The organism is Luteimonas sp. A611 (assembly GCF_054072715.1).
The window spans coordinates 1,981,035-2,005,328 of record NZ_JBSVRP010000001.1 but is presented as its reverse complement, the minus strand read 5'-3'; the positions used below and the strand labels follow the sequence as shown (position 1 = coordinate 2,005,328).

The following is a 24,294-nucleotide window of genomic DNA, read 5'->3' as shown; positions in this document are numbered from 1 at the left end:
CATGACCCGCGAAACCGCGGCTGCCTTCGCCGAGCGCCTGCGCGCACGCTTCCCCGATGCTGCGGTCAGCGTGGCCATGCCGCGTGGCGAGGTCGGGCTGGTCACGTCCGGCGATTGGCTCGAGGTCTGCACCGCGCTGCGCGATGAATTCGCATTCGAGTCGCTGGTCGACCTGTGCGGCGTGGACTACTTGGGCTACGGCAGCGACGAGTGGGATACGGAAGCTTCGTCCGAAGGCTACAGCCGCGGCGTCGAAGGGCGCGGTCCCGGCCGCTTCGGCTTTGGCGAAACGACTTCGCAGCAGCTCGACCAGCCCGATGGTATCGGCGCGATCCATGTACCGCAGCGTCGTTTCGCCGCGGTGACGCAACTGCTGTCGCTGCAGCACAACCGCCGCCTGCGTGTGACCTGTTACGCGCCGAGCGACGACCTGCCCGTCGTGTCTTCGCTGACCGGCCTGTGGCCTGTGGCCAACTGGTTCGAGCGCGAAGCCTTCGACCTGTTCGGCATCGTGTTCAGGGGCCACCCGGACCTGCGCCGGATCCTGACCGACTACGGTTTCGTCGGCCATCCGTTCCGCAAGGACTTCCCGCTGATCGGCAATGTCGAAGTGCGCTACGACGCGGAAAAGAAACGCGTGGTGTACGAGCCGGTGACCTCGGTGGAGCCGCGCGTGACCGTGCCGCGCGTCATTCGCGACGACGCGCGCTACCAGACCGCGGTGGACGAGCAGCGCGCACGCCGCGAGCATGCGGGCAGGTCGGAGGGGCCGAAATGAGCCTCGTTCCGAATACGCCACCGCGACCGTCCGGCGAAGCCTTCGCCAGCAGCCGGGCCGAGTTCTCGCAGGAAATCCGCAACTACACGCTCAACTTCGGCCCGCAGCATCCGGCCGCGCACGGCGTGCTGCGCCTGATCCTGGAGATGGACGGCGAGGTGGTGCAGCGCGCCGACCCGCACATCGGCCTGCTCCACCGCGGTACCGAAAAGCTGGCCGAGTCCAAGCCGTTCAACCAGTCGATCGGCTACATGGATCGCCTGGACTACGTGTCGATGATGTGCAACGAGCACGCCTACGTGCGCGCCATCGAAATCCTGATGGGCATCGAGGCGCCGGTTCGCGCGCAGTACATCCGCACGCTGTTCGATGAAATCACGCGGATCCTCAACCATCTGATGTGGCTCGGTTCCAACGCGCTCGACCTGGGCGCGATGGCGGTGTTCCTGTACTCGTTCCGCGAGCGCGAGGAACTGATGGACGTGTACGAGGCAGTGTCGGGCGCGCGCATGCACGCGACCTACTACCGTCCCGGCGGCGTCTATCGCGACCTGCCGGACCGCATGCCGCAGTACCGCGAGTCCCCGTGGCGCAAGGGCGCCAAGCTCAAGCGCTTCAACGAGTGGCGCGAAGGCTCGATGCTGGACTACCTGGAGGCCTTTGCGAAGGACTTCCCGAACCGCGTCGACGAGTACGAGACCCTGCTCACCGACAACCGGATCTGGAAGCAGCGCACCGTCGGCATTGGCGTGATCCCGCCGGAGCAGGCGCTGGCCTGGGGCATGACCGGGCCGATGCTGCGTGGTTCGGGCGTGGCCTGGGACCTGCGCAAGAAGCAGCCGTACGCGAAGTACGCCGAAGTCGATTTCGATATCCCGATTGGCGCCAACGGCGACTGCTACGACCGCTATCTGGTCCGCGTGGCCGAGATGCGCCAGTCGACGCGCATCGTCGAGCAGTGCGTGAAGTGGCTGCGGGCCAACCCCGGCCCGGTGATGATCGACAACTACAAGGTCGCGCCTCCCTCCCGCGAGGAGATGAAGGACGACATGGAAGCACTGATCCACCACTTCAAGCTGTTCTCCGAAGGCTACTGCGTGCCGGTTGGCGAGACCTATGCCGCGATCGAGGGGCCCAAGGGCGAGCTCGCCTGCTACCTGGTCAGCGACGGCGCCAACAAGCCATTCCGTCTGCATGTGCGCGCGCCCGGCTTCGCGCACCTGTCGTCGATGGACGAGATCGTGAGGGGGCACATGCTGTCGGACGTGGTGGCGATGATCGGCACGTACGACGTCGTGTTTGGCGAAATCGACAGGTAAGGCAGGCGATGAAAGCGACAGGCAATTTCGAAAACGCGCGCAACGTCGACCCGATGGTCGTGCTGAGCGACGCGACCCGTGCGCACATCGACCACTGGCTGGCGAAGTTCCCGGCCGACCGCAAGCGCTCGGCCGTGCTGCAGGGGCTGTTTGCCGTGCAGGAGCAGAACCAGGGCTTCCTGACCGACGAGCTGATCGCGGGCGTCGCCAGGTACCTCGACCTGCCGCCGGTGTGGGCGTACGAGGTGGCGACCTTCTACACGATGTTCGAAACGCAGGAGGTCGGTCGAAACAACGTCGCCTTCTGCACCAACATCAGCTGCTGGCTCAACGGTGCCGAGCAACTGGTCGAGCACGCGGAAAAGAAGCTGGGTTGCAGGCTGGGTGAGTCGACTGCCGACGGGCGCGTCTACCTCAAGCGCGAGGAAGAGTGCGTGGCCGCGTGCTGCGGCGCGCCGGTGGTCGTGATCAACGGGCATTACCACGAGAAGCTCACCCCCGAGAAGGTGGACGAGCTGCTGGACGGGCTGAAGTAATGGCGGGTCATTCGCACTATTCGGAAGGCTACGGCCCCGTCGGCCCCGCGCCGAAGGAGCACCAGGCTGTCTACACCACGCTGCATTTCGACAAGCCGTGGTCGTACGAGAACTACCTCAAGACCGGTGGCTACCAGGCGCTGCGCCGCATCCTGACCGAGAAGATCCCGCCGACCGACGTGATCGAGATGGTCAAGCAGTCCGGCCTGCGCGGCCGTGGCGGCGCAGGCTTCCCGACCGGCCTGAAGTGGAGCTTCATGCCCAAGGGCGAGATGCAGAAGTACATCCTGTGCAACTCCGACGAGTCCGAACCAGGCACCTGCAAGGACCGCGACATCCTGCGCTACAACCCGCACTCGGTCGTCGAGGGCATGGCGATCGCCTGCTATGCGACCGGTTCGAACGTGGGCTACAACTACCTGCGCGGCGAGTTCCACCACGAGCCATTCGAGCATCTTGAGGAAGCCACGCGCGAGGCCTATGCCAATGGCTGGCTCGGCAGCGACATTCTTGGCTCGGGCATCGACATCGAGATCTACAACGCGCTGGGCGCCGGCGCCTACATCTGCGGTGAAGAGACCGCGCTGATGGAGTCGCTGGAAGGCAAGAAGGGCCAGCCGCGCTACAAGCCGCCGTTCCCGGCCAACTTCGGCCTGTACGGCAAGCCGACCACGATCAACAACACCGAGACTTTTGCCTCGGTGCCGGCGATCGTGCGCAATGGCGCCGAGTGGTTCCTCAATCTAGGCAAGCCCAACAACGGCGGCTGCAAGATCTTCTCGGTGTCGGGCCATGTCGGTCGGCCGGGCAACTACGAAATCCGCCTCGGCACGCCGTTCAGCGAGCTGCTGGAGCTGGCCGGCGGCATCCGCAACGGCAACCCCATCAAGGGCGTGATCCCCGGCGGTTCGTCGATGCCGGTGCTGCCGGGCGAGACGATGATGGGCCTGACCATGGACTACGACGCGCTCCAGAAGGCCGGTTCCGGCCTCGGCTCGGGCGCGGTCATCGTCATGGACCACACCACCTGCATGGTGCGCGCCTGCCAGCGCATCGCCCGCTTCTATTTCAAGGAAAGCTGCGGCCAGTGCACCCCGTGCCGCGAGGGCACCGGCTGGATGTACCGCATGCTCACCCGCATCGCCAACATGGAAGCCACGCTCGACGACCTGCATATGCTGCGTGCGGCGGCAGGGCAGATCGAGGGCCATACCATCTGCGCCTTCGGCGAGGCCGCGGCCTGGCCGGTGCAAGGCTTCCTGCGCCACTACTGGCACGAATTCGAATACGCCATCGTGAACAAGCGTTTCCACGTCGACGACGAGCTTGCAGGCACGCTGGTCAAGGCCGAGAAGGTGGCCGCGTGAGCGCACAGCCCGTCAATCCGAACCTGCCGCCCGACCACGTCACCGTCATCATCGATGGCGTCGAGCTGGCCGCGCCCAAGGGCTCGATGATCATCCAGGCCGCGGACAAGGCCGGCATCGCGATCCCGCGTTTCTGCTACCACGACAAGCTGTCGATCGCGGCCAACTGCCGCATGTGCCTGGTCGACACCGAGGTCGGCGGCCGTTCCGCGCCGAAGCCGTCGCCGGCCTGCGCCACGCCGGTGATGGACGGCCTCAAGGTCTTCACGCGCAACGAGAAGGCGCTCAAGGCGCAGCGCAACGTGATGGAGTTCCTGCTGATCAACCATCCGCTCGACTGCCCGATCTGCGACCAGGGCGGCGAGTGCGAACTGCAGGACCTGTCGTTGGGCTACGGCCGGTCGGTGAGCCGCTTCGTCGAACGCAAGCGCGTGGTCGCCGACGAGGACCTCGGCCCGCTGGTGTCCAGCGACATGACCCGCTGCATCCACTGCACCCGCTGCATCCGCGTCACCGACGAAATCGCCGGTACCTACGAGCTGGGCGGAATGCAGCGCGGCGAGGACCTGCAGATCGGCACCTACGACGGCAAGCCGCTGACCACCGAACTGTCGGGCAACGTCATCGACGTGTGCCCGGTCGGCGCGCTGACCAACAAGGTCTTCCGCTTCCGCGCCCGTCCCTGGGAGCTGATCGCGCGCGAATCGCTGGGCTTCCACGACGCGCTGGGCAGCAACCTGTTCCTGCACATGCGCCGTGGCGACGTGATGCGCGCGGTGCCGCGCGACAACGAAGCGGTCAACGAGTGCTGGTTGTCCGACCGCGACCGCTACTCGCACCAGGGCCTGTACGCCGACGATCGCGCGGTGAAGCCACTGCTGCGCGTTGCCTCCAACGGCGACGATGGCGACTGGCGCGAAGCCAGCTGGGACGAGGCGCTGGCCAGCGCCGCACGGATCCTGCGCGACAACGGCGCCGACAACCTCGGCGTGCTGGTGCACCCTGCCACCTCGAACGAGGAGGGCAGCCTGCTGGCGCGCCTGGCCGAGGGCCTGGGCACCGGCAACATCGACCATCGCATCTCCCAGCGCGACCTGTCCGATGGCGCGGTGGCCGAACCATTCGCGATGGCGGTCGCCGACATCGACCAGGCCGACGCGATCGTCATCGTCGGCTCCAACCTGCGCCACGAGGTACCGCTGCTGCACCAGCGCGTGCGCAAGGCCTGGCGTCGCGGCGCGAAGGTGCACGTGGTCAGCCCGGTCGACTTCGAGTTTGCGTTCGATATCGCCAGCAAGGCGATCGTCGCACCGTCGAGGCTGGCCGACGCGCTGGGTTCGGCGGACCTCGCCGAAGCCGTGCGCGGTGCAGGCAGCATCGCCGTGATCGTGGGCGCGGTGGCCGAAAACGGCCCGCACGCGGCTGCCGTTCGGGCCGCAGCGGCCGGTTTCGCGCAGGCGACCGGCGCCAGGCTGTGCCGCATCCCGCAGGGTGCCAATGCGCTGGGCCTGTCGCGCCACGGCGTGCTGCCGTCCGGTCGCGATGCAGCCGCCATGCTGGCGGAACCGCGTGGGGCCTACGTGCTGTACGGCGTCGAGCCCGGCCTGGACTTTGCCGACCAGGCGGCTGCGTTGAACGCGCTGGGTGGCGCGCAGGTGGTGGCCTTCAGCCATTTCGCCTGCCAGTCCACGCGCCGCGTCGCCGACGTGATCCTGCCGATCGCGACGCTGTTCGAAAACAACGCGACCCTCACCAACCTCGAGGGCATCGACCAGCGGGCGATCGCCGCCGGCAAGCTGCCGGGCGAAGCGCGACAGGGTTGGACGGTGCTGCGCGCGCTTGGCGGGATGCTGCAAGTGCCAGGTTTCGAGTTCACCGACCTGGCCGGGCTTCGCGCCGGGCTGCAGGCGACCGCGCCGAACGCAAGCCGTGGCGCTGCGGCCACCGCGGCGTCCGGCGAAGGCCTCGAGCTCGCGGTGTCGCAGGCGATCTACCGCGTCGACGGGCTGACCCGCCGCGCGCAGGCGCTGCAGGCGCATCCTCTCACCGTCGGCCCGCGCCTGAGCCTGCATCCGGATGACGCCGGTGCTGCCGGGCTCGCGAGCGGCGCAATGGCCAAGGTCCGCAACGGCGCCGGCACGGCAACGCTGCAGGTCAACGTCAGCAACCTGGTCGCGCGCGGCTGCGCCTGGGTCGAGTCGGGCTATGGCGCCACTGCCGCTCTTGGCGCCGGCAACGTCACGGTGGAGGCCGCATGAGCGCGACCAATACCGCCACCCTGCTGTCCGCTTGGACCGCACCGCTGCATGACGGGCTGATGTCGCTGGGCGCGATCGGCGTGATCGTCTGGATCGTGCTCAAGATCCTCGCCATTGCGGTTCCGGTGATCGTGTCGGTGGCGTTCTACGTGGTCTGGGAGCGCAAGCTGATCGGCTGGATGCATTCGCGGCACGGCCCGATGTACGTGGGCTGGGGCGTGCTGCAGGCCTTCGCCGACGTGTTCAAGCTGCTGTTCAAGGAAGTCATCCAGCCCACCAACGCGCACAAGGCATTGTACGTGCTGGCGCCGCTGATCACCCTGGCCCCGGCGTTCGCCGCCTGGGCGGTGGTGCCGTTCGACGCGCAGCTGGTGCTGTCCAATGCCAATGCCGGCCTGCTGTACCTGCTGGCGATGACCTCGCTGGGCGTGTACGGCGTGATCCTGGCCGGCTGGGCCTCGAACTCGAAGTACGCCTTCCTCGGCGCGATGCGCTCGGCCGCCCAGATGGTGAGCTACGAGATCGCGATGGGCTTCGCCCTGGTCGGCGTGATGGTCGGCGCGGGCAGCCTCAACCTGTCGCAGATCGTGATGGCGCAGTCCGGCGACGCCGGCCTGTTCGAATGGTTCTGGCTGCCGATGCTGCCGCTGTTCGTCATCTACTTCGTGTCCGGCGTGGCCGAGACCAACCGCTCGCCGTTCGACGTGGTGGAAGGCGAATCCGAAATCGTTGCCGGCCACATGGTCGAGTACTCGGGTTCGGCGTTCGCACTGTTCTTCCTGGCCGAATACGCGAACATGATCCTGGTCAGCTTCCTGACCCCGATCTTCTTCCTCGGCGGCTGGCTGTCGCCGATCCCCGCTGCCTGGATCCCCGACGTGCCGGTGCTGGGCGTGATCCTCGGCGACGGCTGGTGGTGGCTGTTCGCGAAGGCGTTCTTCTTCGCCAGCTGCTTCGTCTGGTTCCGCGCATCGTTCCCGCGCTACCGCTACGACCAGATCATGCGGCTGGGGTGGAAGGTGTTCATCCCGCTGAGCATCGGCTGGATCGTGGTGGTGGCGTTGATGGCGTACTTCGGCGTTTTCGAGGCGGGGCAGTGATGGGCAAGTTTGTTTCCTGGTTCCGGAGCCTGTTCCTGCTCGAGCTGCTCGGCGGGCTGGCGCTGACGCTCAAATACCTGTTCCGTCCCAAGTACACGCTGATGTACCCGATGGAAAAGACGCCGCAGTCGCCGCGCTTCCGTGGCCTGCATGCGCTGCGCCGCTACCCGAACGGCGAGGAGCGCTGCATTGCCTGCAAGCTGTGCGAGGCGGTGTGCCCGGCGCTGGCGATCACCATCGATTCGGAGCCACGGCCCGAGGACGGCACGCGCCGGACCACTCGCTACGACATCGACCTGTTCAAGTGCATCTACTGCGGCTTCTGCGAAGAGTCGTGCCCGGTCGACTCGATCGTCCAGACCCACCTGCACGAGTACCACTTCGAGAACCGCGGCGAGAACATCGTCACCAAGCCGCAGCTGCTGGCCATCGGCGACCGGCTTGAAGCCGAGATCGCCGAGCGCCGCGCCGCCGACGCCGCCTTCCGATAAGCGACCGACCATGGATTTCGCACTGCTCGCCTTCCTCACCTTCGCCGCCGTGGCCGTCGCCTCGGCTGCCGCGGTGATCAGCGTCCGCAACCCGGTGCACGCCGCGCTGTTCCTGGTGTTGACCTTCTTCACCGTGGCCTGCACCTGGATCCTGGCCGGCGCCGAGTTCCTGGGCGTGGCGCTGATGGTGGTCTACGTCGGCGCGGTGCTGGTGCTGTTCCTGTTCGTGGTGATGATGCTCGACGTCGACGTGGCGCCGCTGCGCGAGGGATACGTGCGCTACCTGCCGGTCGGCCTGCTGGTGGCCGTGGTGATGCTGGTGGAGATCCTGACGCTGATCGGCATCAAGTCGCGGCTGGCGCCCTTCGGCGTGGACCAGGTCGACGCGGTCGGCGGCAACAACGTCAGCTGGATCGCAAGGCGTCTGTTCACCGACTTCCTGCTGCCCTTCGAAGTGGCCGCGCTGATCCTGACGGTCGCGGTCGTGGCCGCGGTCACCCTGACCCTGCGGCGCCGCCCGGGTGCCAAGCACCAGAACCCGGGCGAACAGACCCGCACCCGCGCGGCCGACCGCCTGCGCATGGTCAGCATGCCGGCCGAGCGGCCCGTCGACGAAGTCCCGCCGGCGGATGCCGCGGGCGGCGAAGGGGAGACCCGGTAATGGAATTCTTCGGACAGGGCCTCGCGCTTGGCCACTATCTCGCGCTCGGTGCCGCGCTGTTCTGCATCAGCGTCGCCGGCATCTTCCTCAACCGGAAGAACGTGATCATCCTGCTGATGTCGATCGAGCTGATGCTGCTCGCGGTCAACGTCAACTTCATCGCCTTCTCGCGCCACTTCGGCGACGAGGCGGGACAGATCTTCGTGTTCTTCATCCTGACCGTGGCCGCCGCGGAAGCCGCGATCGGCCTGGCGATCCTGGTCACCCTGTTCCGCAACAACCGCACCATCAACGTCGCCGAACTCGACACGCTGAAGGGGTGAGCCGCAGCGCTTGCGGACCACTGGTCCGCGCTGCGGCGAACGCCCGGCCACGGATGGCCGGGCCGGATCTCCCCGGAGTCCACGCCGTACCGCCATGGATGGCCGCAATGACAACTCGAACGTCAGGTATGCGGACCACTGCTCCGCGCATCGGCGAACGCCCGGCCATGGATGGCCGGGCCGGGTCTCCCCGGAGCCCACGCTGTAGCGCCATGGATGGCTGCAATGACAACAGCATGATTTTCTCGCGCTGACTTTTGAAGTCACGCGTCGCCGTCCCGGAAGGGCGGCAGTGAAGGTGGTACGACCCGGGTAATGGACAAGACATGGCGATTTCGACAACCCACCTGCTGATCATCGTGCTGGCGCCGCTGCTGGGCGCGATCGTGGCCGGCTTCTTTGGCCGCCAGGTCGGCCGCGCCGGCGCGCACACGGTCACGATCCTCGGGGTCGCGATCAGCTGCGCCCTGTCGGGCTACGTGCTGTGGCAACTGGTGGGGCAGGGCGCGCCGCCGCTCAACGAGAACCTCTACACCTTCTTCGAGGTGGGCCGGTATTCGGCGCACGTCGGCTTCCTGGTCGACAACCTGACCGCGATGATGATGGTGGTGGTGACCTTCGTCTCGCTGCTGGTGCATGTCTACACCGTCGGCTACATGGCCGAGGATCCGGACTACCAGCGCTTCTTCAGCTACATCTCGCTGTTCACCTTCGCCATGCTCATGCTGGTGATGAGCAACAACTTCCTGCAGCTGTTCTTCGGCTGGGAGGCGGTGGGCCTGGTGTCGTACCTGCTGATCGGCTTCTGGTTCAAGCGCCCGACCGCCGTGTTCGCCAATCTCAAGGCGTTCCTGGTCAATCGCGTGGGCGACTTCGGTTTCCTGCTCGGCATCGCCGCGGTGATGTGGTACTTCGGCAGCCTCGACTACGCGACCGTGTTCGGGCGCGCCAGCGAGGTGCTGGACGGGCGCACCATCCAGATCTTCGGCAGCACCGAATGGTCGGTCGCCACGATGATCTGCATCTGCCTGTTCATCGGCGCCATGGGCAAGTCGGCGCAGGTGCCGCTGCACGTGTGGCTGCCCGACTCGATGGAAGGCCCGACCCCGATCTCGGCGCTGATCCACGCCGCCACGATGGTGACCGCGGGCATCTTCATGGTCGCGCGCATGTCGCCGATCTTCGAGCTCAGCCCCACGGCGCTGGACTTCGTGCTGTTCATCGGCGCCACGACCGCGTTCTTCACCGGCCTGATCGGCATGGTGCAGAACGACATCAAGCGCGTGGTCGCGTACTCGACCCTGTCGCAGCTGGGCTACATGACCGTCGCTCTCGGCGTGTCGGCCTACTCGGCGGCCGTGTACCACCTGATGACCCACGCCTTCTTCAAGGCACTGCTGTTCCTGGCCGCCGGCAGCGTGATCATCGGCATGCACCACGAGCAGGACATGCGCAAGATGGGCGGCCTGCGCAAGTACATGCCGATCACCTTCTGGACCACCCTGATCGGCACGCTGGCGCTGGTGGCGACGCCGTTCTTCAGCGGCTTCTACTCCAAGGACACCATCATCGAGGCGGCCAAGCTCGCCGCCGACGGCCGCGGCTGGGTCGGCAGCTACGGCTACTGGGCGGTGCTGCTGGGCGCATTCGTGACTTCGTTCTACAGCTTCCGCCTGCTGTACCTGACCTACTTCGGCGCGGAGCGTTTCCGCGATGTGCCGCAGTCGCATCCCGAGGCGCAGCACGGCCCGCTGGGCCAGGAAACCCGGCATGAGCCCTCGCACCTGGATGCGCATGGCCACCACGTGGACGACGACCACCATGGCGTGCACGAGCCGCATGAATCGCCATGGGTGGTGACCGTGCCACTGGTCCTGCTGGCGATTCCCTCGATCCTGATCGGTTTCTTCACCGCCGGGCCGATGCTGTTTGGCACCGACTGGAGCGGCCACGAGGAGACGACGCCGTTCTTCGCCGGGGCCATCGAGGTGCTCGCAGGCAACGACGTGATGGCGCAGCTCAAGGACACCCTGTGGCACGGCCCGGTGGCGTTCGCGCTGCACGGCCTGGTGGCGCCGGCGTTCTGGCTGAGCCTGGCCGGCTTCCTGCTGGCGACCCTGATGTACGTCTGGCGCCCGAGCCTCGCGCCGAAGGTGGCGCATGCGCTGCGCGGCCCGATCCGGGTGCTCGAGAACAAGTACGGCATGGACGACCTGTGGATCAAGGGCTTCGCCGGCGGCAGCCTGCTGCTGGGCCGCGGCTCGCGCGAGGTGGACAGCAAGTTGATCGACGGCGTGTTCGTCAACGGCGCCGCCAGGCTTGTCGATTTCACCGCCGGGCTCGTCCGCCGCATGCAGACCGGATACCTCTACCACTACGCATTCGCGATGATCGTCGGCCTGATCGTGCTCCTGGCCGTCCTGATCCGCTATTGGACCTGACCCCGTGCAGAACTGGCCCCTCCTCAGTCTCCTGATCTGGCTGCCGATCCTCGGCGGTGCCGCCGTGTTCGCGCTGGGCGACACACGCGCCGCGGCCGCACGCTGGCTTGCGCTGGCCATCGCGCTGGTGGTGTTCGCGCTCAGCCTGCCGCTGTTCACCGGCTTCGACTATGCCGCCACCGGGCTGCAGTTCCTCGAGCGGCGCGCGTGGATCCCCGCCTATGACATCCAGTACCACCTGGGCGCCGACGGCATCTCGATCGCGCTGATCATCCTCACTGCGCTGACCACCGCGCTGGTGCTGGTGGGCGCCTGGACATCGATCGACCGGCGCGTGAGCCAGTACTTTGGTTCGATGCTGGTCCTCGAGGGCCTGATGATCGGCGTGTTCTCGGCCGTGGACGCGCTGCTGTTCTACGTGTTCTTTGAGGCCATGCTGATCCCGATGTTCATCATCATCGGTGTCTGGGGCGGCCCGCGGCGCGTGTACGCGGCGATCAAGTTCTTCCTGTACACGTTCCTCGGCTCGATCTTCATGCTGGTCGGCCTGATCTACCTGTACCTGAAGGCGGGCAGCTGGCAGTTGCCGGACCTGTACGCGCTGCGGCTGACCTCGACCGAGCAGATGTGGCTGTTCTTCGCCTTCCTCGCCGCGTTTGCGGTGAAGGTCCCGATGTTCCCGGTGCACACCTGGCTTCCGGACGCGCACGTCGAGGCGCCGACCGGTGGCTCGGTGATCCTGGCGGCAATCATGCTGAAGATCGGCGGCTACGGCTTCCTGCGCTTCAGCCTGCCGATCACGCCCGACGCCGGCCACGAATGGGCCTGGCTGGTGATCGCGCTGTCGCTGATCGCAGTGGTGTACGTGGGCCTGGTGGCGCTGGTCCAGGAGGACATGAAGAAGCTCATCGCGTACTCCTCGGTCGCGCACATGGGCTTTGTGACCCTGGGTATGTTCATCGCCTTCGCGCTGGTGCGCGACGTGAGCGGCGGCGAGGATGCCGCACGCCTGGGCCTGCAGGGCGCGATGGTGCAGATGATCTCGCACGGCTTCATCTCCGGCGCGATGTTCTCCTGCGTCGGCGTGCTCTACGACCGCATGCACACGCGCATGATCCGCGACTACGGCGGCGTGGCCAACGTGATGCCGTGGTTCACCTTCTTCTTCGTGCTGTTCGCGATGGCCAACTCGGGCCTGCCGGGCACCTCGGGTTTCGTCGGCGAGTTCATGGTGGTCTTGGCCAGCTTCCAGCACCATCCGATGATCGCGTTCACCGCCGCGCTGACCTTGATCATCGGCGCCGGCTACTCGCTGTGGCTGGTCAAGCGGGTGATGTTCGGCGAGGTAGGCAATGCGCACGTGGCCGAGCTCAAGGACATCAACGCACGCGAGTGGATCGTGCTGGGCACGTTCGCGTTCGGCACGCTGCTGATCGGCGTATGGCCCAAGCCGCTGATCGACCTGATGGACCCGGCGATCGCCGAGCTGGCGGCCCACATCGCGGCGAGCAAGCTGTGAGCCGGTCCCGGACCATGCATCGGTTGGTGGGTGGAGACAGGGTGGCCCGCGTGGCCGCCGAGGACTGCATGAAGTGATTACGACCGCGATGACGCCCCCTCCCGTACGTTCCTTGGCCGAGCTCGCGCCGATGGCGCCCGAACTGCTCGTGGTCTTCGGCGCGTTTGCGCTGCTGATGCTCGACCTGTTCCTGGACGACCGCCGCCGCGTGGTCACCCATGCGCTCGCGATGACCACTTTGCTGGCAGCCGCGGCGATGGTCTGGTTCGACGTCGGCGGACACGGCACCGTGCTCGCCGGCATGTTCGTGCGCGACGAAGGCGCGGACGTGATGAAGCTGGTGCTGCTGCTGGTCAGCGCGCTGGCGATGGCCTACATCTGGCCGTTCCTGCGCGAGCGCGGCCTGTACAAGGGCGAAGTGGCGGTGCTGGTGCTGTTCGCGGTGGCCGGCATGATGTTGCTGGTCTCGGCCGGCAACATGACCATGGTCTACGTGGGCCTGGAGCTGCTGGCGCTGTGCTCGTACGCGCTGGTCGCGACCGACCGCGACAGCCCGCTGGGTTCCGAGGCGGCGATGAAGTACTTCGTGCTCGGCTCGCTGGCCTCGGGCCTGTTGCTGTACGGCATGACCCTGGTCTACGGCGCCACCGGCACGCTCGACCTCACTGAAATCCGTGACGCGGCCGTTGCCGTGTCCGGCACGGACAAGACGCTGCTGCTCACCGGCACGGTGTTCGTGGTGGTCGGCATCGCCTTCAAGTTCGGCGCGGTGCCGTTCCACATGTGGCTGCCCGACACCTATCACGGCGCGCCCACGCCGATCACACTGTTCATCGGCTCCGCGCCCAAGATCGCCGCGTTCGGCATGACCTGGCGCATGCTCGACCTCGCGCTGGGCCCGGTCTACGAACAGAGCCAACTGCTGCTGGCGGTGCTGGCGGCGCTGTCGCTGGGAGTGGGCAACCTGTTTGCGATCGCGCAGAGCAACCTCAAGCGCATGCTGGCGTACTCGACGATCTCGCACGTGGGCTTCATGTTCATGGGCCTGGCCGCCGGCGGCGCCGAGGGCTACGCGGCGGCGCTGTTCTATGCGATCAGCTACGCGATCATGTCGGCCGCCGCGTTCGGCGCGATCGTGATGCTGTCGCGGCAGGGCTTCGAGGCCGACCGCATCGAGGACTTCCGTGGGCTGAACGCACGCAACCCCTGGATGGCGGGCCTGGTGCTGTTGATCATGGCCTCGCTGGCCGGCGTGCCGGTGCTGCTGGGCTTCTGGGCCAAGGTCGCGGTGCTGCGCGCGGCGCTCGAGGCCGACCTGCTGTGGCTGGTGATCGTGGGCATCGTGTTCGCTGTGATCGGCGCGTTCTACTACCTGCGCGTGATCAAGGTGATGTACTTCGACCAGCCGTCCGGCGAGCCGGTGACGGTGCGCGGCGGCGCGCTGCAGGCGGTGTTCTCGATCAACGCGCTGGCGCTGCTGGGCCTGGGCCTGTTCTGGAGCCCGATCATGGAGTGGTGCCAGCAGGCATTCGCCTGATCGTCCTTATCCTGTCGCAAAGATGCATGGGGGGCTTGTCAAAACCGCCCAACATCTTCATAATTCCGCTTCTGATGCGGGGTGGAGCAGTCTGGCAGCTCGTCGGGCTCATAACCCGAAGGTCGCAGGTTCAAATCCTGCCCCCGCTACCAGTTTCATCGGACCACCGGAGGCGCTGAAGCCTCCGGATGGTGCCGGGAAACCGGGCTTCATCGAGGTCACTGCTTGCCTCGATGCCGAAATCCGGCTTTGGCCGGACATTCAGGACAAGGGGCCCCATCGGGCCCTTTGTTGTTTCCGGCGATCTGAAAGGTTCAACGACACGACGTGACAGACAAGGCGACACAGATCAGCACGCTGCTTGCGCCCACGGTGGAATCGCTGGGGCTGCAGCTGCTCGGCATCGAATACCTGTCCGCACCCGGCGGTGCGGTGCTGCGCCTGTATATCGACGTGCCGCAGGCCGAGGCGGCGACCAGGGTCGTGACGGTCGAGGACTGCGAGTCGGTCAGCCGCGAGGTGTCGGCGCAGCTCGACGTCGAGGATCCGATCACCGCCAACTACACGCTGGAAGTGTCTTCGCCGGGCGTCGACCGGCCGCTGTTCGATGTCGCGCAGTTCGCGCGCTTCGCCGGCGAACGCGCCAAGGTCGGGCTGAAGCTGCCGCAGGACGGCCGTCGCCGCCTGACCGGCACCATCGTGTCGGTCGACGCCGGGACGGTCGTGTTCGATGTCGATGGCGTGATGATCGAAGTGTCGGCGGACAATATCGACAAGGCTCGCCTGGTGCCGGACTGGGCTGCACTGGGCTATGCCCCCGCGCGTGAGCTGCCCGAGGGCGATGCGCGTCCCGGCAAGCCCGGGCGCAAGGCGGCGGGCCGCCGCGCGGCCAGGCCGCCGCGCGACTGATTTTCCGCCGCGCCGGCGTGGTCGTGCTGGCGCGGAACGAGGGACCGGGCACGGTGTGTCCGGGCGTGATGACAGGATCAAACCGGTTTTCAGAGGTTTTCAAACAGATGAGCAAAGAACTGTTGTTGGTGGTCGATGCGGTCGCCAACGAAAAGGGCGTACCGGAGTCGGTGATCCTGGAAGCGATCGAGGCCGCGCTGGCCACGGCGGCGAAGAAGCGCTATCTGGACCAGGACGTGCTGACCCGCGTGTCGATCGATGCCAAGGACGGAAACTACGAGACCTTCCGTCGCTGGGAGGTCGTGGCCGACGACGTGGTGATGGAGTCGCCCGACCGCCAGCTGCGCCTGATGGACGCCGTGGACGAGGTCGAGGGCGTCGAGGTCGGCGACTACATCGAAGAGCAGATCGAGAACGTCGACTTCGGGCGCATCGCCGCGCAGGCCGCCAAGCAGGTGATCGTGCAGCGCGTGCGCGAGGCCGAGCGCCAGCAGGTGGTGGACGCGTGGAAGGACCGCATCGGCGAACTGGTCACCGGCGTGGTCAAGCGCGTGGAGCGCGGCAACGTATTCATCGACCTGGGCGGCAACGCCGAGGCCTTCATCCCCAAGGACAAGGCGATCCCGCGCGACATCGTGCGCGCCGGCGACCGCATCCGCGGCTACCTGTTCGACGTGCGCAACGAGCCGCGCGGCCCGCAGCTGTTCATCAGCCGCGCCGCGCCCGAGTTCATGATGGAACTGTTCAAGCTCGAGGTCCCGGAAGTGGGCCAGGGCCTGGTCGAGATCAAGGGCTGCGCGCGTGATCCGGGCGACCGCGCCAAGATCGCGGTCATCGCCTACGACACCCGCACCGATCCGATCGGCGCCTGCATCGGCATGCGCGGTTCGCGCGTGCAGGCGGTGAGCAACGAACTCAACGGCGAGCGCGTGGACATCGTGCTGTGGTCGGACAACCCGCCGCAGTTCGTGATCAACGCGATGGCGCCGGCCGAGGTGCAGTCGATCGTCGTCGACGAGGACAAGCACTCGATGGACTTGGCGGTCGCCGAGGACAAGCTGGCCCAGGCGATCGGCAAGGGCGGGCAGAACGTGCGCCTGGCCAGCCGCCTCACGGGCTGGCAGCTGAACGTGATGACCCAGGACCAGGTGACCGCGAAGTCCGAGGCCGAGCAGGCCACGGCGCGCGCACTGTTCCAGGAAAAGCTCGAGGTCGACGAGGAGATCGCCGGCATCCTGGTGGCCGAAGGCTTCGGCACCGTCGAGGAGATCGCGTACGTGCCGGTCGGCGAGCTGCTGGCGGTGGAGGGCTTCGACGAGGACATCGTCGAGGAACTGCGCGCCCGCGCCCGCGACGCGCTGCTCAACGACGCGCTCGCGGTCGAGGAGGGGCTGGACGAGAACGCGCCGACCGAGGACCTGCTGGCCCTGGAAGGCATGGACGACGAAACCGCCTACGCGCTGGCCTCGCACGGTGTGCGAACCAGCGAAGAACTGTCCGACCTGGCGGCGGACGAAGTGCTTGAGTTCGGCATCGAAGGGCTGGACGGGGAACGCGCCGCAGCGCTGATCCTGGCCGCCCGCGCCGAAGAAATCGCACGCCTGGAGCGCGGCGAATGACCACGCGATGAACGCCGCCCTGCACAGGTCAGGGCTTGGAATCCGCGCTTCCCTTGCACTTGGCGAGGGGGCGCCAAACAGAGCATAGAATCCGAATGTCGCAACAAACCACCATCCGCAAGCTCGCCGCCCTGGTCAACACGCCGGTGGAGAAGCTGCTGGAACAGCTGTCCGAAGCGGGCATGGCGTTCACTGGTCCCGACCAGGTCGTCACCAGCACCGAAAAGGTCAAGCTGCTCGGCTTCCTGCGCCGCACCCACGGCAAGGCCGACAAGCCAGCCGAGGAAGCGGTTGCGCCGAAGAAGATCACGCTCAACCGCACGCGCAAGCAGGAACTCACCGTCGGCGGCGGCAAGAACCGCGCGACCGTCGACGTGGTGGTGCGCAGGAAGGTCACGCTGGTCAAGCCGACCAACGAGACCGCCAAGGGCGGCGGCGCTGGGGTGGACGACGAGCAGGCCGAGATCCTGCGCAAGCTCGAGGAGTCGCGCCAGCGCAACCTCTCCGAGCAGCAGCGCCTGGCCGAGGAAGACCAGCGCCGTGTCGACGCAGCGACCGAGATCAAGCGCCAGCAGGATGCCGAGGCCGAGCGGCTGCGCAAGGAGGCCGAACAGGCCGCCGGCGCTGGCACTGGCGCGGCGGAGCCCGATGCCGATGCGGCCGCGCGCAAGCCGGCCCACGGCCACGGCCATCCGAAGCCGCCGCCGCCGCGCGACGAGCGCGGCACCGGTCCCAAGCACAAGGGCAACCGCGGCTCGCACGCGATGGTGGCCGGTGTCGAGGACGACGAAAACACCGCCCGTTTCGCCGGCCAGCTGCACCTGAGCCCGACCGAGCGCGCGCGCCGCAGCACCAGCTCGCGCGGCAAGCCGAAGTCGCGTCGCCACGTGGAGCAGTCGCGCAGCGGCGCGGGCCCGCATGGCTTCGAACGCCCGACCGCACCGGTGGTGCGCGAAGTGGCGATCGGCGAGGCGATCACCGTGGCTGACCTGGCGCAGAGGCTCGCGCTCAAGGGCGGCGACGTGGTCAAGGCGCTGTTCAAGATGGGCGTGATGGCCACCATCACCCAGAGCATCGACCACGACACCGCGGTGCTGATCGTCGAAGAGCTCGGCCACAAGGCCGTCGCCGCCGAGAGCAACGACGCCGAGTCCGAGCTGCTGGCGCACGCCGTCGACACGCAGGGCGAGCAGGCCCAGCGTCCGCCGGTGGTCACGATCATGGGTCACGTCGACCACGGCAAGACCTCGCTGCTGGATTACATCCGCCGCACCAAGATCGCCACCGGCGAGGCCGGCGGCATCACCCAGCACATCGGCGCGTACCACGTCGAGACCAGCAAGGGCGTCATCAGCTTCCTCGATACCCCGGGCCACGCCGCGTTCAGTTCGATGCGCGCGCGCGGCGCCAAGCTGACCGACATCGTGGTGCTGGTGGTTGCGGCTGATGACGGCGTGATGCCGCAGACGATCGAGGCGATCCAGCATGCGAAGGCGGCGAAGGTGCCGCTGATCGTGGCGATCAACAAGGTCGACAAGTCCGACGCCGACCCCGAGCGGATCAAGAACGAGCTGCTGGCCCACGAACTCGTCGCCGAGGACTTCGGTGGCGACACGCAGATGGTCGAGCTGTCGGCCAAGACCGGCGATGGCGTGGACAACCTGCTCGACGCGATCCTGCTGCAGTCCGAGCTGCTGGAGCTTCGCGCCGTGGCCGACGGCCGCGCCTCGGGCACGGTCATCGAATCCTCGCTCGACAAGGGCCGCGGCCCGGTCGCGACGGTGCTGGTGCAGCAGGGCCTGCTGGAGAAGGGTGACTACCTGGTGTGCGGCGTGCAGTACGGGCGCGTGCGTGCCCTGTTCGACGAGACTGGCTCGCAGGTGGAGAATGCCGGTCCGTCCATCCCGGTACAGGTGCTCGGCCTGTCGGGCGTGCCCGATGCCGGCGACGATTTCGTCGTGGTCGCGGACGAGCGCCTGGCCAAGGACGTCGCCCAGCAGCGCGAGGCCAAGCGCCGCGAACTGCGCCTGGTGGCGCAGGCGGGCAACCGCATGGAAGACATCATCGCGCAGATGGGCAAGAGCGAGGCGCAGCTGCAGCTCAACCTGGTCATCAAGGCCGACGTGCAGGGTTCGGTGGAAGCACTGCGCCAGGCGCTGACCGCGCTGTCGAACGAGCAGATCCGCATCAACGTGATCGTCTCGGGCGTGGGCGGCATCACCGAGTCCGACGCCAACGCCGCGGCTACCGCCAAGGCCACGATCATCGGCTTCAACGTCCGCGCCGACGCCTCGGCGCGCAAGGTGATCGAGAACAGCGGCTTGGACCTGCGTTACTTCTCGATCATCTACGACGTGATCGACCAGGTGAAGCAGGTGGCATCCGGCCTGCTGGGCGTGGAAATCCGCGAAGAGATCATCGGCATCGCCGAGGTCCGCGACGTGTTCCGCAGCTCCAAGTTCGGCGCCGTCGCCGGTTCGATCGTGGTCGAGGGCGTGGTCCGCAAGAACCGCCCGATCCGCGTGCTGCGCGACAACACGGTGGTCTTCGAGGGCGAGCTGGAATCGCTGCGCCGCTTCAAGGAGAACGTCGAGGAAGTGCGCAACGGCACCGAGTGCGGCATCGCGGTGAAGGCCTACAACGACGTCAAGCCCGGCGACCAGATCGAGTGCTTCGAGCGCATCGAGGTCCAGCGGACGCTGTAAGCGTCCACCGGGAATGGAAAGCCGGGAACAGGGAACGGTGGCAGACAGCCACCGTTCCGACATCCCGGCTCCGGATCCGTTCCGGCGTTTCCCGCCCTTTCTCCCACATTCCCCAATCCCGGTTCCCCATTCACGATGACCAAGTCTTTCCACCGTACCGACCGCATCGCCGCGCAGCTCCGCAGGGAGCTCGGCACGCTGGTGCGCGAGGCGGTGGCCGAACACGGGCTGCCGTCGCTCAGCGTGTCGGACGTCGAGGTCTCGCGCGACATGGCGCACGCCAAGGTGTTCGTGACCGCGCTGGAAGCGGAGCGTGCGCTCGAGGCGGTGAAGGGGCTGCGCGCGGTCGCGCACGAGGTCCGCTTCCGCCTGGCGCGCGCGGTGAAGATGCGGCACGTGCCCGAGCTGCATTTCCACTACGACGATTCGGTTGATCGCGGCGAGCGCATCGACCAGTTGCTGCGCGACCTGTAGTTCCTCGATTCTCTGTCATCCCGAGCGCAGCGAGGGATCTGCGCCCGCGCGAAAGGCAGATCCCTCGCTAAGCTCGGGATGACAATTTGCGCTTTCGGGACAAACAAATCACCGCGCCCCGCAATGACAAGGCCCGGACGAATTCCCCGGTTGTGAGTCGGCCTCCTACAATCACCCGATGACCTCCCGCCCACGCACGAAATTCCGCAAGCTCGACGGCATCCTGCTGTTCGACAAACCGCGTGGCCTGAGTTCCAACCAGGCACTGCAGCGGGTGCGCCATCTGTTCCGCGCCGAGAAGGCCGGCCACACCGGCAGCCTTGATCCGCTTGCGACCGGCCTGCTGCCGGTGTGCTTCGGCGAGGCGACCAAGATCGCGGGCGGCCTGCTCGGCGCGCGCAAGGCCTACGACACTGTCGCCCGCCTGGGCGTGGTCACCGACACCGACGATGCCGACGGCCAGCCGCTGCGCGAGCGGCCCGTGCCGATGCTGCGCATCCCGCGGATCGACCAGGCCCTGCACGTGCTGACCGGCCGCATCCAGCAGCGCCCGCCGATCTATTCGGCGCTCAAGCGCGGCGGCGAGCCGCTGTACGCGAAGGCGCGGCGTGGCGAGGTGGTGGAGGTCGAGCCGCGGCCGGTCGACGTGCACGAGTTCCGGCTGCAGTCGGCGGCCGACCTGCTCGACGACCTGAACGGCATTGCCCCTCAGCTGCGCCTGCATGTCGAATGCGGCTCGGGGACCTACGTGCGCAGCCTGGTGCGCGACCTGGGCGAGGACCTGGGCTGCGGCGCCCACGTGGTCGAGCTGCGACGGCTGTGGGTCGATCCGTTCAGGGATCCGCGGATGTGGACCCTGGACGAGCTGCAGGCGCTGGCCGCACGCGGGGAACGCAGCCTGCTGGCCTGCCTGCTGCCGCTGGAACAGGGCATGGCCTCGTGGCCACCGGTCGAGCTGGACGACGCGCAGGCGCGGCGCCTGGGCCGGGGGCAGGTCGTGAACGGGGATTTCCACCCCGCCGGAGGCGTGGCGGTGTTCGGCCCGGACGGACGCGCGCTGGGGCTGGGCGAGGTGGCGGACGGCGCGCTGCGCGCGAAGCGGCTGTTCACATGGGCCAGCGAGGCAGCAGCCGGCGACGCGCGCTGAGCTTGTCCGGCCGGTCCGGAGCCGCTACAATTCCACGGCTTTTTCAAGCACTTCCAACAGCAGATCGATCCAGCACGGGCTGGCCATTCCGGCCTTCCCATCATCTCCATGACGAACCCTTGCGGTACGCGCCGACACCAACAATGCGGCGACGTGATCTGCGGGTTTCGTGACCAGAGGCAATCATGTCCATCGACAACAACCAGATCATCCAGGAACACGCGCGCGCCGCCAACGACACCGGTTCGCCGGAAGTGCAGGTGGCCCTGCTCACCGCACGCATCGTGCACCTGACCGAACACTTCAAGACGCACAAGAAGGACCACCACAGCCGGCGCGGCCTGCTGATGATGGTCAACCGCCGCCGCAGCCTGCTCGACTACCTGCATCGCAAGGACGCTGCGCGCTACAGGGCCCTGATCGAGAAGCTCGGCCTGCGTCGCTAAGCCGGAACACCGCCGCGGCGCAGTGATGCGCCGCGGTTCTTTTTTTGGCCGTGGTGGACGCGGCCACCCGACCGGGACAGGGGTCCTGGCCGGTCCATCGAAAGAGTCATCCCAAGGAATCCCCAAGTGGCAAAAGTGACCAAGAGCTTCCAGTACGGCGACCGCACCATCACCCTTGAAACCGGCGAGATCGCGCGCCAGGCCGGCGGCGCGGTGATGGTTTCGTGCGAGGGCACCGTGCTGCTGGTCAGCGCCGTTGCCAACAAGACCGCGCGCGAGGGGCAGGACTTCTTCCCGCTCACCGTGGATTACCAGGAGAAGTTCTACGCCGGTGGCCGGATCCCCGGCGGCTTCTTCAAGCGCGAAGGTCGCCAGACCGAGAAGGAAACGCTGATCTCGCGTCTGATCGACCGCCCGATCCGTCCGCTGTTCCCGGACGGCTTCCGCAATGAAGTCCAGATCATCGCCACCGTGATGTCGATGAACCCGGAAGTCGATGGCGACATCCTCGCCCTGCTCGGCGCCTCGGCCGCGCTGTCGCTGTCGGGCGCGCCGTTCGACGGCCCCATCGGCGCCGCCAAGGTCGGCTACAAGGCTGGCCAGTACGTGCTCAACCCGACCGTCAGCGAGCTGGCCGATTCGGAGCTCGAGCTGGTCGTCGCCGGCACCGCCAACGCAGTGCTGATGGTCGAGTCCGAAGCCAAGGAGCTGTCGGAAGACGTGATGCTCGGCGCGGTGATGTTCGGCCACCAGCAGATGCAGGTCGCGATCGCCACGATCAACGAGCTGGTTGCCGAAGCCGGCAAGCCGAAGTGGACCTGGAGCGCGCCGGCTGCCGACGAAGGCATCGTCAGCGCCATTCGCACCGCCGTGGGCGACCAGCTCGCGGCCGCGTTCCAGGTGCGCGACAAGCTTGAGCGCAAGGACGCCATCTCCACCGTCAAGAAGGCCATCCTGAACGCGCTGGCCCCCGAGGCGGAGACCAAGGCGTGGACCTCCGGCGACCTGTCGAAGGAGTTCGGCGAGCAGGAATACCAGACGATGCGCGACTCGGTCCTCAAGACCAAGATCCGCATCGACGGCCGCGCGCTCGACACCGTGCGCCCGATCGCCAGCCGCGTCGGCATCCTGCCGCGCGTGCACGGCTCCTCGCTGTTCACCCGCGGCGAGACCCAGGCCATCGTGGCCGTGACCCTCGGCACCGCGCGCGATGGCCAGATCATCGATGCCGTCGCCGGCGAGTACAAGGAACACTTCCTGTTCCACTACAACTTCCCCCCCTACTCGGTGGGTGAAGCCGGCCGCATGATGGGCCCGAAGCGTCGCGAGATCGGCCACGGCCGCCTCGCCAAGCGCGGCGTGCTGGCAGTGATGCCGACGATGGAAGCATTCCCGTACACCATCCGCGTGGTCTCGGAGATCACCGAATCCAACGGCTCCTCGTCGATGGCGTCGGTGTGCGGTTCGTCGCTGGCGCTGATGGACGCGGGCGTGCCGATCAAGGCGCCGGTCGCCGGCATCGCGATGGGCCTGGTGAAGGAAGGCGACGACTTCGTCGTGCTGTCCGACATTCTGGGCGACGAGGATCACCTCGGCGACATGGACTTCAAGGTCGCCGGCACCGCGAGCGGCATCTCCGCGCTGCAGATGGACATCAAGATCCAGGGCATCACCGAGGAGATCATGAAGGTCGCGCTGGCCCAGGCCAAGCAGGGCCGCCTGCACATCCTCAAGGAAATGGAAGCCGCGCTGACCGCGCCGCGTTCGGAGCTGAGCGAGTTCGCGCCGCGCCTGATCACGATCAAGATCCACCCCGACAAGATCCGCGAAGTGATCGGCAAGGGTGGCTCGGTGATCCAGGCGATCACCAAGGAAACCGGCACCCAGATCGACATCCAGGACGACGGCACCATCACCATCGCCTCGGTCAACGCCGTGGCCGGCCAGGCCGCCAAGGACCGCATCGAGCAGATCACCTCCGACGTGGAGCCGGGCCGCATCTACGAGGGCAAGGTCGCCAAGATCATGGACTTCGGCGCGTTCGTCACCATCTCGCCCGGAAAGGACGGGCTGGTGCACGTCTCGCAGATCTCCAATGACCGCGTCGAGAAGGTCAGCGACGTGCTCAAGGAAGGCGACGTGGTGAAGGTCAAGGTGCTGGAAGTCGACAAGCAGGGCCGCATCCGCCTGTCGATGAAGGCCATCGAAGAAGGCGAGGGCGTGTCGGCCGAATAAGCCGGCAGGTTTCGCGTTTCAGAGAAAGGCGGGCTTCGGCTCGCCTTTTTCTTTGGGTCTTTCCAATCAAGGGAGAGGGCGGACACGGTTGCTGGAAGTCCCGTGGGCTTCGATTGGACGCCGCCCCCTGTCGACCGGGGATCGCTTTTCGCTCGGTCAGGGCCGCTGCGCGGTCCAGCCCGGCGCAGCGCGCCGGGCGCTCGCGTGGATGCGCGGCATGCCGCGCAAGCCATCCACGCTCTCCCTGCCCTGACTCACGCGCAAAACATCCATGTTTTGCTTGCCGCGATCCCCGGTCGCCAGGGCACGGCTCACTGCGACGGGTGCTGCGATGCTTCGGTGGGAGCTTTTTTCGAAGCCACGTCAGTGACTGGGCGATGGTCGTTCCGGGGCGGGGGTTGCGGAAAGCAGCGCATGGATGCGCTGCGG

Annotated in this window: 19 protein-coding genes and 1 tRNA gene; all 20 read left to right on the top strand. The window is 67.0% G+C overall.

What is annotated here, in order from left to right; genetic code table 11:
- Position 1: 1 nt before the first annotated feature.
- The 20 genes from ACW5EG_RS08925 (at position 2) to pnp (ending at position 23,865) form a co-directional block, all read left to right on the top strand.
- A complete protein-coding gene (locus ACW5EG_RS08925; RefSeq protein WP_457020104.1) occupies positions 2 to 778 on the top strand; it encodes an NADH-quinone oxidoreductase subunit C in 777 nt (258 codons plus the stop codon).
- Positions 775 to 2,097, top strand: coding sequence for an NADH-quinone oxidoreductase subunit D (locus tag ACW5EG_RS08920; RefSeq protein WP_457020006.1), 1,323 nt, complete (start codon positions 775 to 777; stop codon positions 2,095 to 2,097). The genes ACW5EG_RS08925 and ACW5EG_RS08920 overlap by 4 nt, the downstream gene beginning before the upstream one ends.
- 8 nt (positions 2,098 to 2,105) lie before the next feature.
- Positions 2,106 to 2,633, top strand: a complete 528-nt coding sequence (nuoE, locus tag ACW5EG_RS08915; RefSeq protein ID WP_457020005.1) for an NADH-quinone oxidoreductase subunit NuoE — start codon at positions 2,106 to 2,108, stop codon at positions 2,631 to 2,633.
- The gene (nuoF, locus tag ACW5EG_RS08910; protein WP_457020004.1) at positions 2,633 to 4,000 is read left to right on the top strand and encodes an NADH-quinone oxidoreductase subunit NuoF; all 1,368 of its coding nucleotides are present in this window, start codon (positions 2,633 to 2,635) and stop codon (positions 3,998 to 4,000) included. Before nuoE ends, nuoF begins: the two co-directional genes overlap by 1 nt.
- The gene (gene nuoG / locus ACW5EG_RS08905; protein ID WP_457021282.1) at positions 3,997 to 6,258 is read left to right on the top strand and encodes an NADH-quinone oxidoreductase subunit NuoG; all 2,262 of its coding nucleotides are present in this window, start codon (positions 3,997 to 3,999) and stop codon (positions 6,256 to 6,258) included. The genes nuoF and nuoG overlap by 4 nt, the downstream gene beginning before the upstream one ends.
- Complete coding sequence (gene nuoH, locus ACW5EG_RS08900) at positions 6,255 to 7,358, top strand: NADH-quinone oxidoreductase subunit NuoH (protein WP_457020001.1); 1,104 nt, start codon at positions 6,255 to 6,257, stop codon at positions 7,356 to 7,358. The genes nuoG and nuoH overlap by 4 nt, the downstream gene beginning before the upstream one ends.
- Positions 7,358 to 7,849: an NADH-quinone oxidoreductase subunit NuoI gene (gene nuoI, locus ACW5EG_RS08895; RefSeq protein ID WP_457020000.1), complete on the top strand. Its 492-nt coding sequence runs from the start codon at positions 7,358 to 7,360 to the stop codon at positions 7,847 to 7,849. The genes nuoH and nuoI overlap by 1 nt, the downstream gene beginning before the upstream one ends.
- Before the next feature lie 10 nt (positions 7,850 to 7,859).
- Positions 7,860 to 8,510, top strand: coding sequence for an NADH-quinone oxidoreductase subunit J (locus tag ACW5EG_RS08890; protein ID WP_457019998.1), 651 nt, complete (start codon positions 7,860 to 7,862; stop codon positions 8,508 to 8,510).
- Positions 8,510 to 8,833, top strand: coding sequence for an NADH-quinone oxidoreductase subunit NuoK (gene nuoK / locus ACW5EG_RS08885; protein WP_457019997.1), 324 nt, complete (start codon positions 8,510 to 8,512; stop codon positions 8,831 to 8,833). Before ACW5EG_RS08890 ends, nuoK begins: the two co-directional genes overlap by 1 nt.
- 326 nt (positions 8,834 to 9,159) lie before the next feature.
- The gene (nuoL, locus tag ACW5EG_RS08880) at positions 9,160 to 11,274 is read left to right on the top strand and encodes an NADH-quinone oxidoreductase subunit L (RefSeq protein ID WP_457019995.1); all 2,115 of its coding nucleotides are present in this window, start codon (positions 9,160 to 9,162) and stop codon (positions 11,272 to 11,274) included.
- Between the two features lie 4 nt (positions 11,275 to 11,278).
- Positions 11,279 to 12,793 (top strand): NADH-quinone oxidoreductase subunit M, encoded by a 1,515-nt coding sequence (locus ACW5EG_RS08875; RefSeq protein WP_457019994.1) that lies wholly within the window; start codon positions 11,279 to 11,281, stop codon positions 12,791 to 12,793.
- Positions 12,794 to 12,881: 88 nt separating this feature from the next.
- Positions 12,882 to 14,330, top strand: a complete 1,449-nt coding sequence (gene nuoN / locus ACW5EG_RS08870; RefSeq protein WP_457019993.1) for an NADH-quinone oxidoreductase subunit NuoN — start codon at positions 12,882 to 12,884, stop codon at positions 14,328 to 14,330.
- A gap of 75 nt (positions 14,331 to 14,405) precedes the next feature.
- Positions 14,406 to 14,482: transfer RNA gene (locus ACW5EG_RS08865), tRNA-Met, on the top strand.
- 175 nt (positions 14,483 to 14,657) lie between these two features.
- Positions 14,658 to 15,239 carry a ribosome maturation factor RimP gene (gene rimP / locus ACW5EG_RS08860; RefSeq protein WP_457021281.1) on the top strand — a complete coding sequence of 194 codons (582 nt, stop codon included), beginning with the start codon at positions 14,658 to 14,660 and terminating at the stop codon, positions 15,237 to 15,239.
- 107 nt (positions 15,240 to 15,346) lie between these two features.
- Positions 15,347 to 16,858 (top strand): transcription termination factor NusA, encoded by a 1,512-nt coding sequence (gene nusA / locus ACW5EG_RS08855; protein ID WP_457021280.1) that lies wholly within the window; start codon positions 15,347 to 15,349, stop codon positions 16,856 to 16,858.
- 95 nt (positions 16,859 to 16,953) lie between these two features.
- Positions 16,954 to 19,563, top strand: a complete 2,610-nt coding sequence (gene infB, locus ACW5EG_RS08850) for a translation initiation factor IF-2 (RefSeq protein WP_457019988.1) — start codon at positions 16,954 to 16,956, stop codon at positions 19,561 to 19,563.
- A 135-nt stretch (positions 19,564 to 19,698) separates the two neighbouring features.
- On the top strand, positions 19,699 to 20,037 hold the full coding sequence (gene rbfA, locus ACW5EG_RS08845; protein ID WP_457019986.1) for a 30S ribosome-binding factor RbfA: 339 nt from the start codon (positions 19,699 to 19,701) through the stop codon (positions 20,035 to 20,037).
- 178 nt (positions 20,038 to 20,215) lie between these two features.
- Entirely contained in the window at positions 20,216 to 21,184 is a 969-nt protein-coding gene (truB, locus tag ACW5EG_RS08840) for a tRNA pseudouridine(55) synthase TruB (RefSeq protein WP_457019984.1), read from the top strand.
- A 185-nt stretch (positions 21,185 to 21,369) separates the two neighbouring features.
- A complete protein-coding gene (gene rpsO, locus ACW5EG_RS08835; protein ID WP_457019982.1) occupies positions 21,370 to 21,630 on the top strand; it encodes a 30S ribosomal protein S15 in 261 nt (86 codons plus the stop codon).
- Positions 21,631 to 21,756: 126 nt separating this feature from the next.
- A complete protein-coding gene (pnp, locus tag ACW5EG_RS08830; RefSeq protein ID WP_457021279.1) occupies positions 21,757 to 23,865 on the top strand; it encodes a polyribonucleotide nucleotidyltransferase in 2,109 nt (702 codons plus the stop codon).
- Positions 23,866 to 24,294: the final 429 nt, after the last annotated feature.

What these genes read in the sequence shown, in the direction of transcription:
- ACW5EG_RS08925 (WP_457020104.1), top strand. Translation starts at nt 2, where the DNA reads ATGACCCGCGAAACCGCGGCTGCCTTCGCCGAGCGCCTGCGCGCACGC.
- ACW5EG_RS08920 (WP_457020006.1), top strand. Translation starts at nt 775, where the DNA reads ATGAGCCTCGTTCCGAATACGCCACCGCGACCGTCCGGCGAAGCCTTC.
- nuoE (WP_457020005.1), top strand. Translation starts at nt 2,106, where the DNA reads ATGAAAGCGACAGGCAATTTCGAAAACGCGCGCAACGTCGACCCGATG.
- nuoF (WP_457020004.1), top strand. Translation starts at nt 2,633, where the DNA reads ATGGCGGGTCATTCGCACTATTCGGAAGGCTACGGCCCCGTCGGCCCC.
- nuoH (WP_457020001.1), top strand. Translation starts at nt 6,255, where the DNA reads ATGAGCGCGACCAATACCGCCACCCTGCTGTCCGCTTGGACCGCACCG.
- nuoI (WP_457020000.1), top strand. Translation starts at nt 7,358, where the DNA reads ATGGGCAAGTTTGTTTCCTGGTTCCGGAGCCTGTTCCTGCTCGAGCTG.
- ACW5EG_RS08890 (WP_457019998.1), top strand. Translation starts at nt 7,860, where the DNA reads ATGGATTTCGCACTGCTCGCCTTCCTCACCTTCGCCGCCGTGGCCGTC.
- nuoK (WP_457019997.1), top strand. Translation starts at nt 8,510, where the DNA reads ATGGAATTCTTCGGACAGGGCCTCGCGCTTGGCCACTATCTCGCGCTC.
- nuoL (WP_457019995.1), top strand. Translation starts at nt 9,160, where the DNA reads ATGGCGATTTCGACAACCCACCTGCTGATCATCGTGCTGGCGCCGCTG.
- nuoN (WP_457019993.1), top strand. Translation starts at nt 12,882, where the DNA reads ATGACGCCCCCTCCCGTACGTTCCTTGGCCGAGCTCGCGCCGATGGCG.
- nusA (WP_457021280.1), top strand. Translation starts at nt 15,347, where the DNA reads ATGAGCAAAGAACTGTTGTTGGTGGTCGATGCGGTCGCCAACGAAAAG.
- infB (WP_457019988.1), top strand. Translation starts at nt 16,954, where the DNA reads ATGTCGCAACAAACCACCATCCGCAAGCTCGCCGCCCTGGTCAACACG.
- rbfA (WP_457019986.1), top strand. Translation starts at nt 19,699, where the DNA reads ATGACCAAGTCTTTCCACCGTACCGACCGCATCGCCGCGCAGCTCCGC.
- truB (WP_457019984.1), top strand. Translation starts at nt 20,216, where the DNA reads ATGACCTCCCGCCCACGCACGAAATTCCGCAAGCTCGACGGCATCCTG.
- rpsO (WP_457019982.1), top strand. Translation starts at nt 21,370, where the DNA reads ATGTCCATCGACAACAACCAGATCATCCAGGAACACGCGCGCGCCGCC.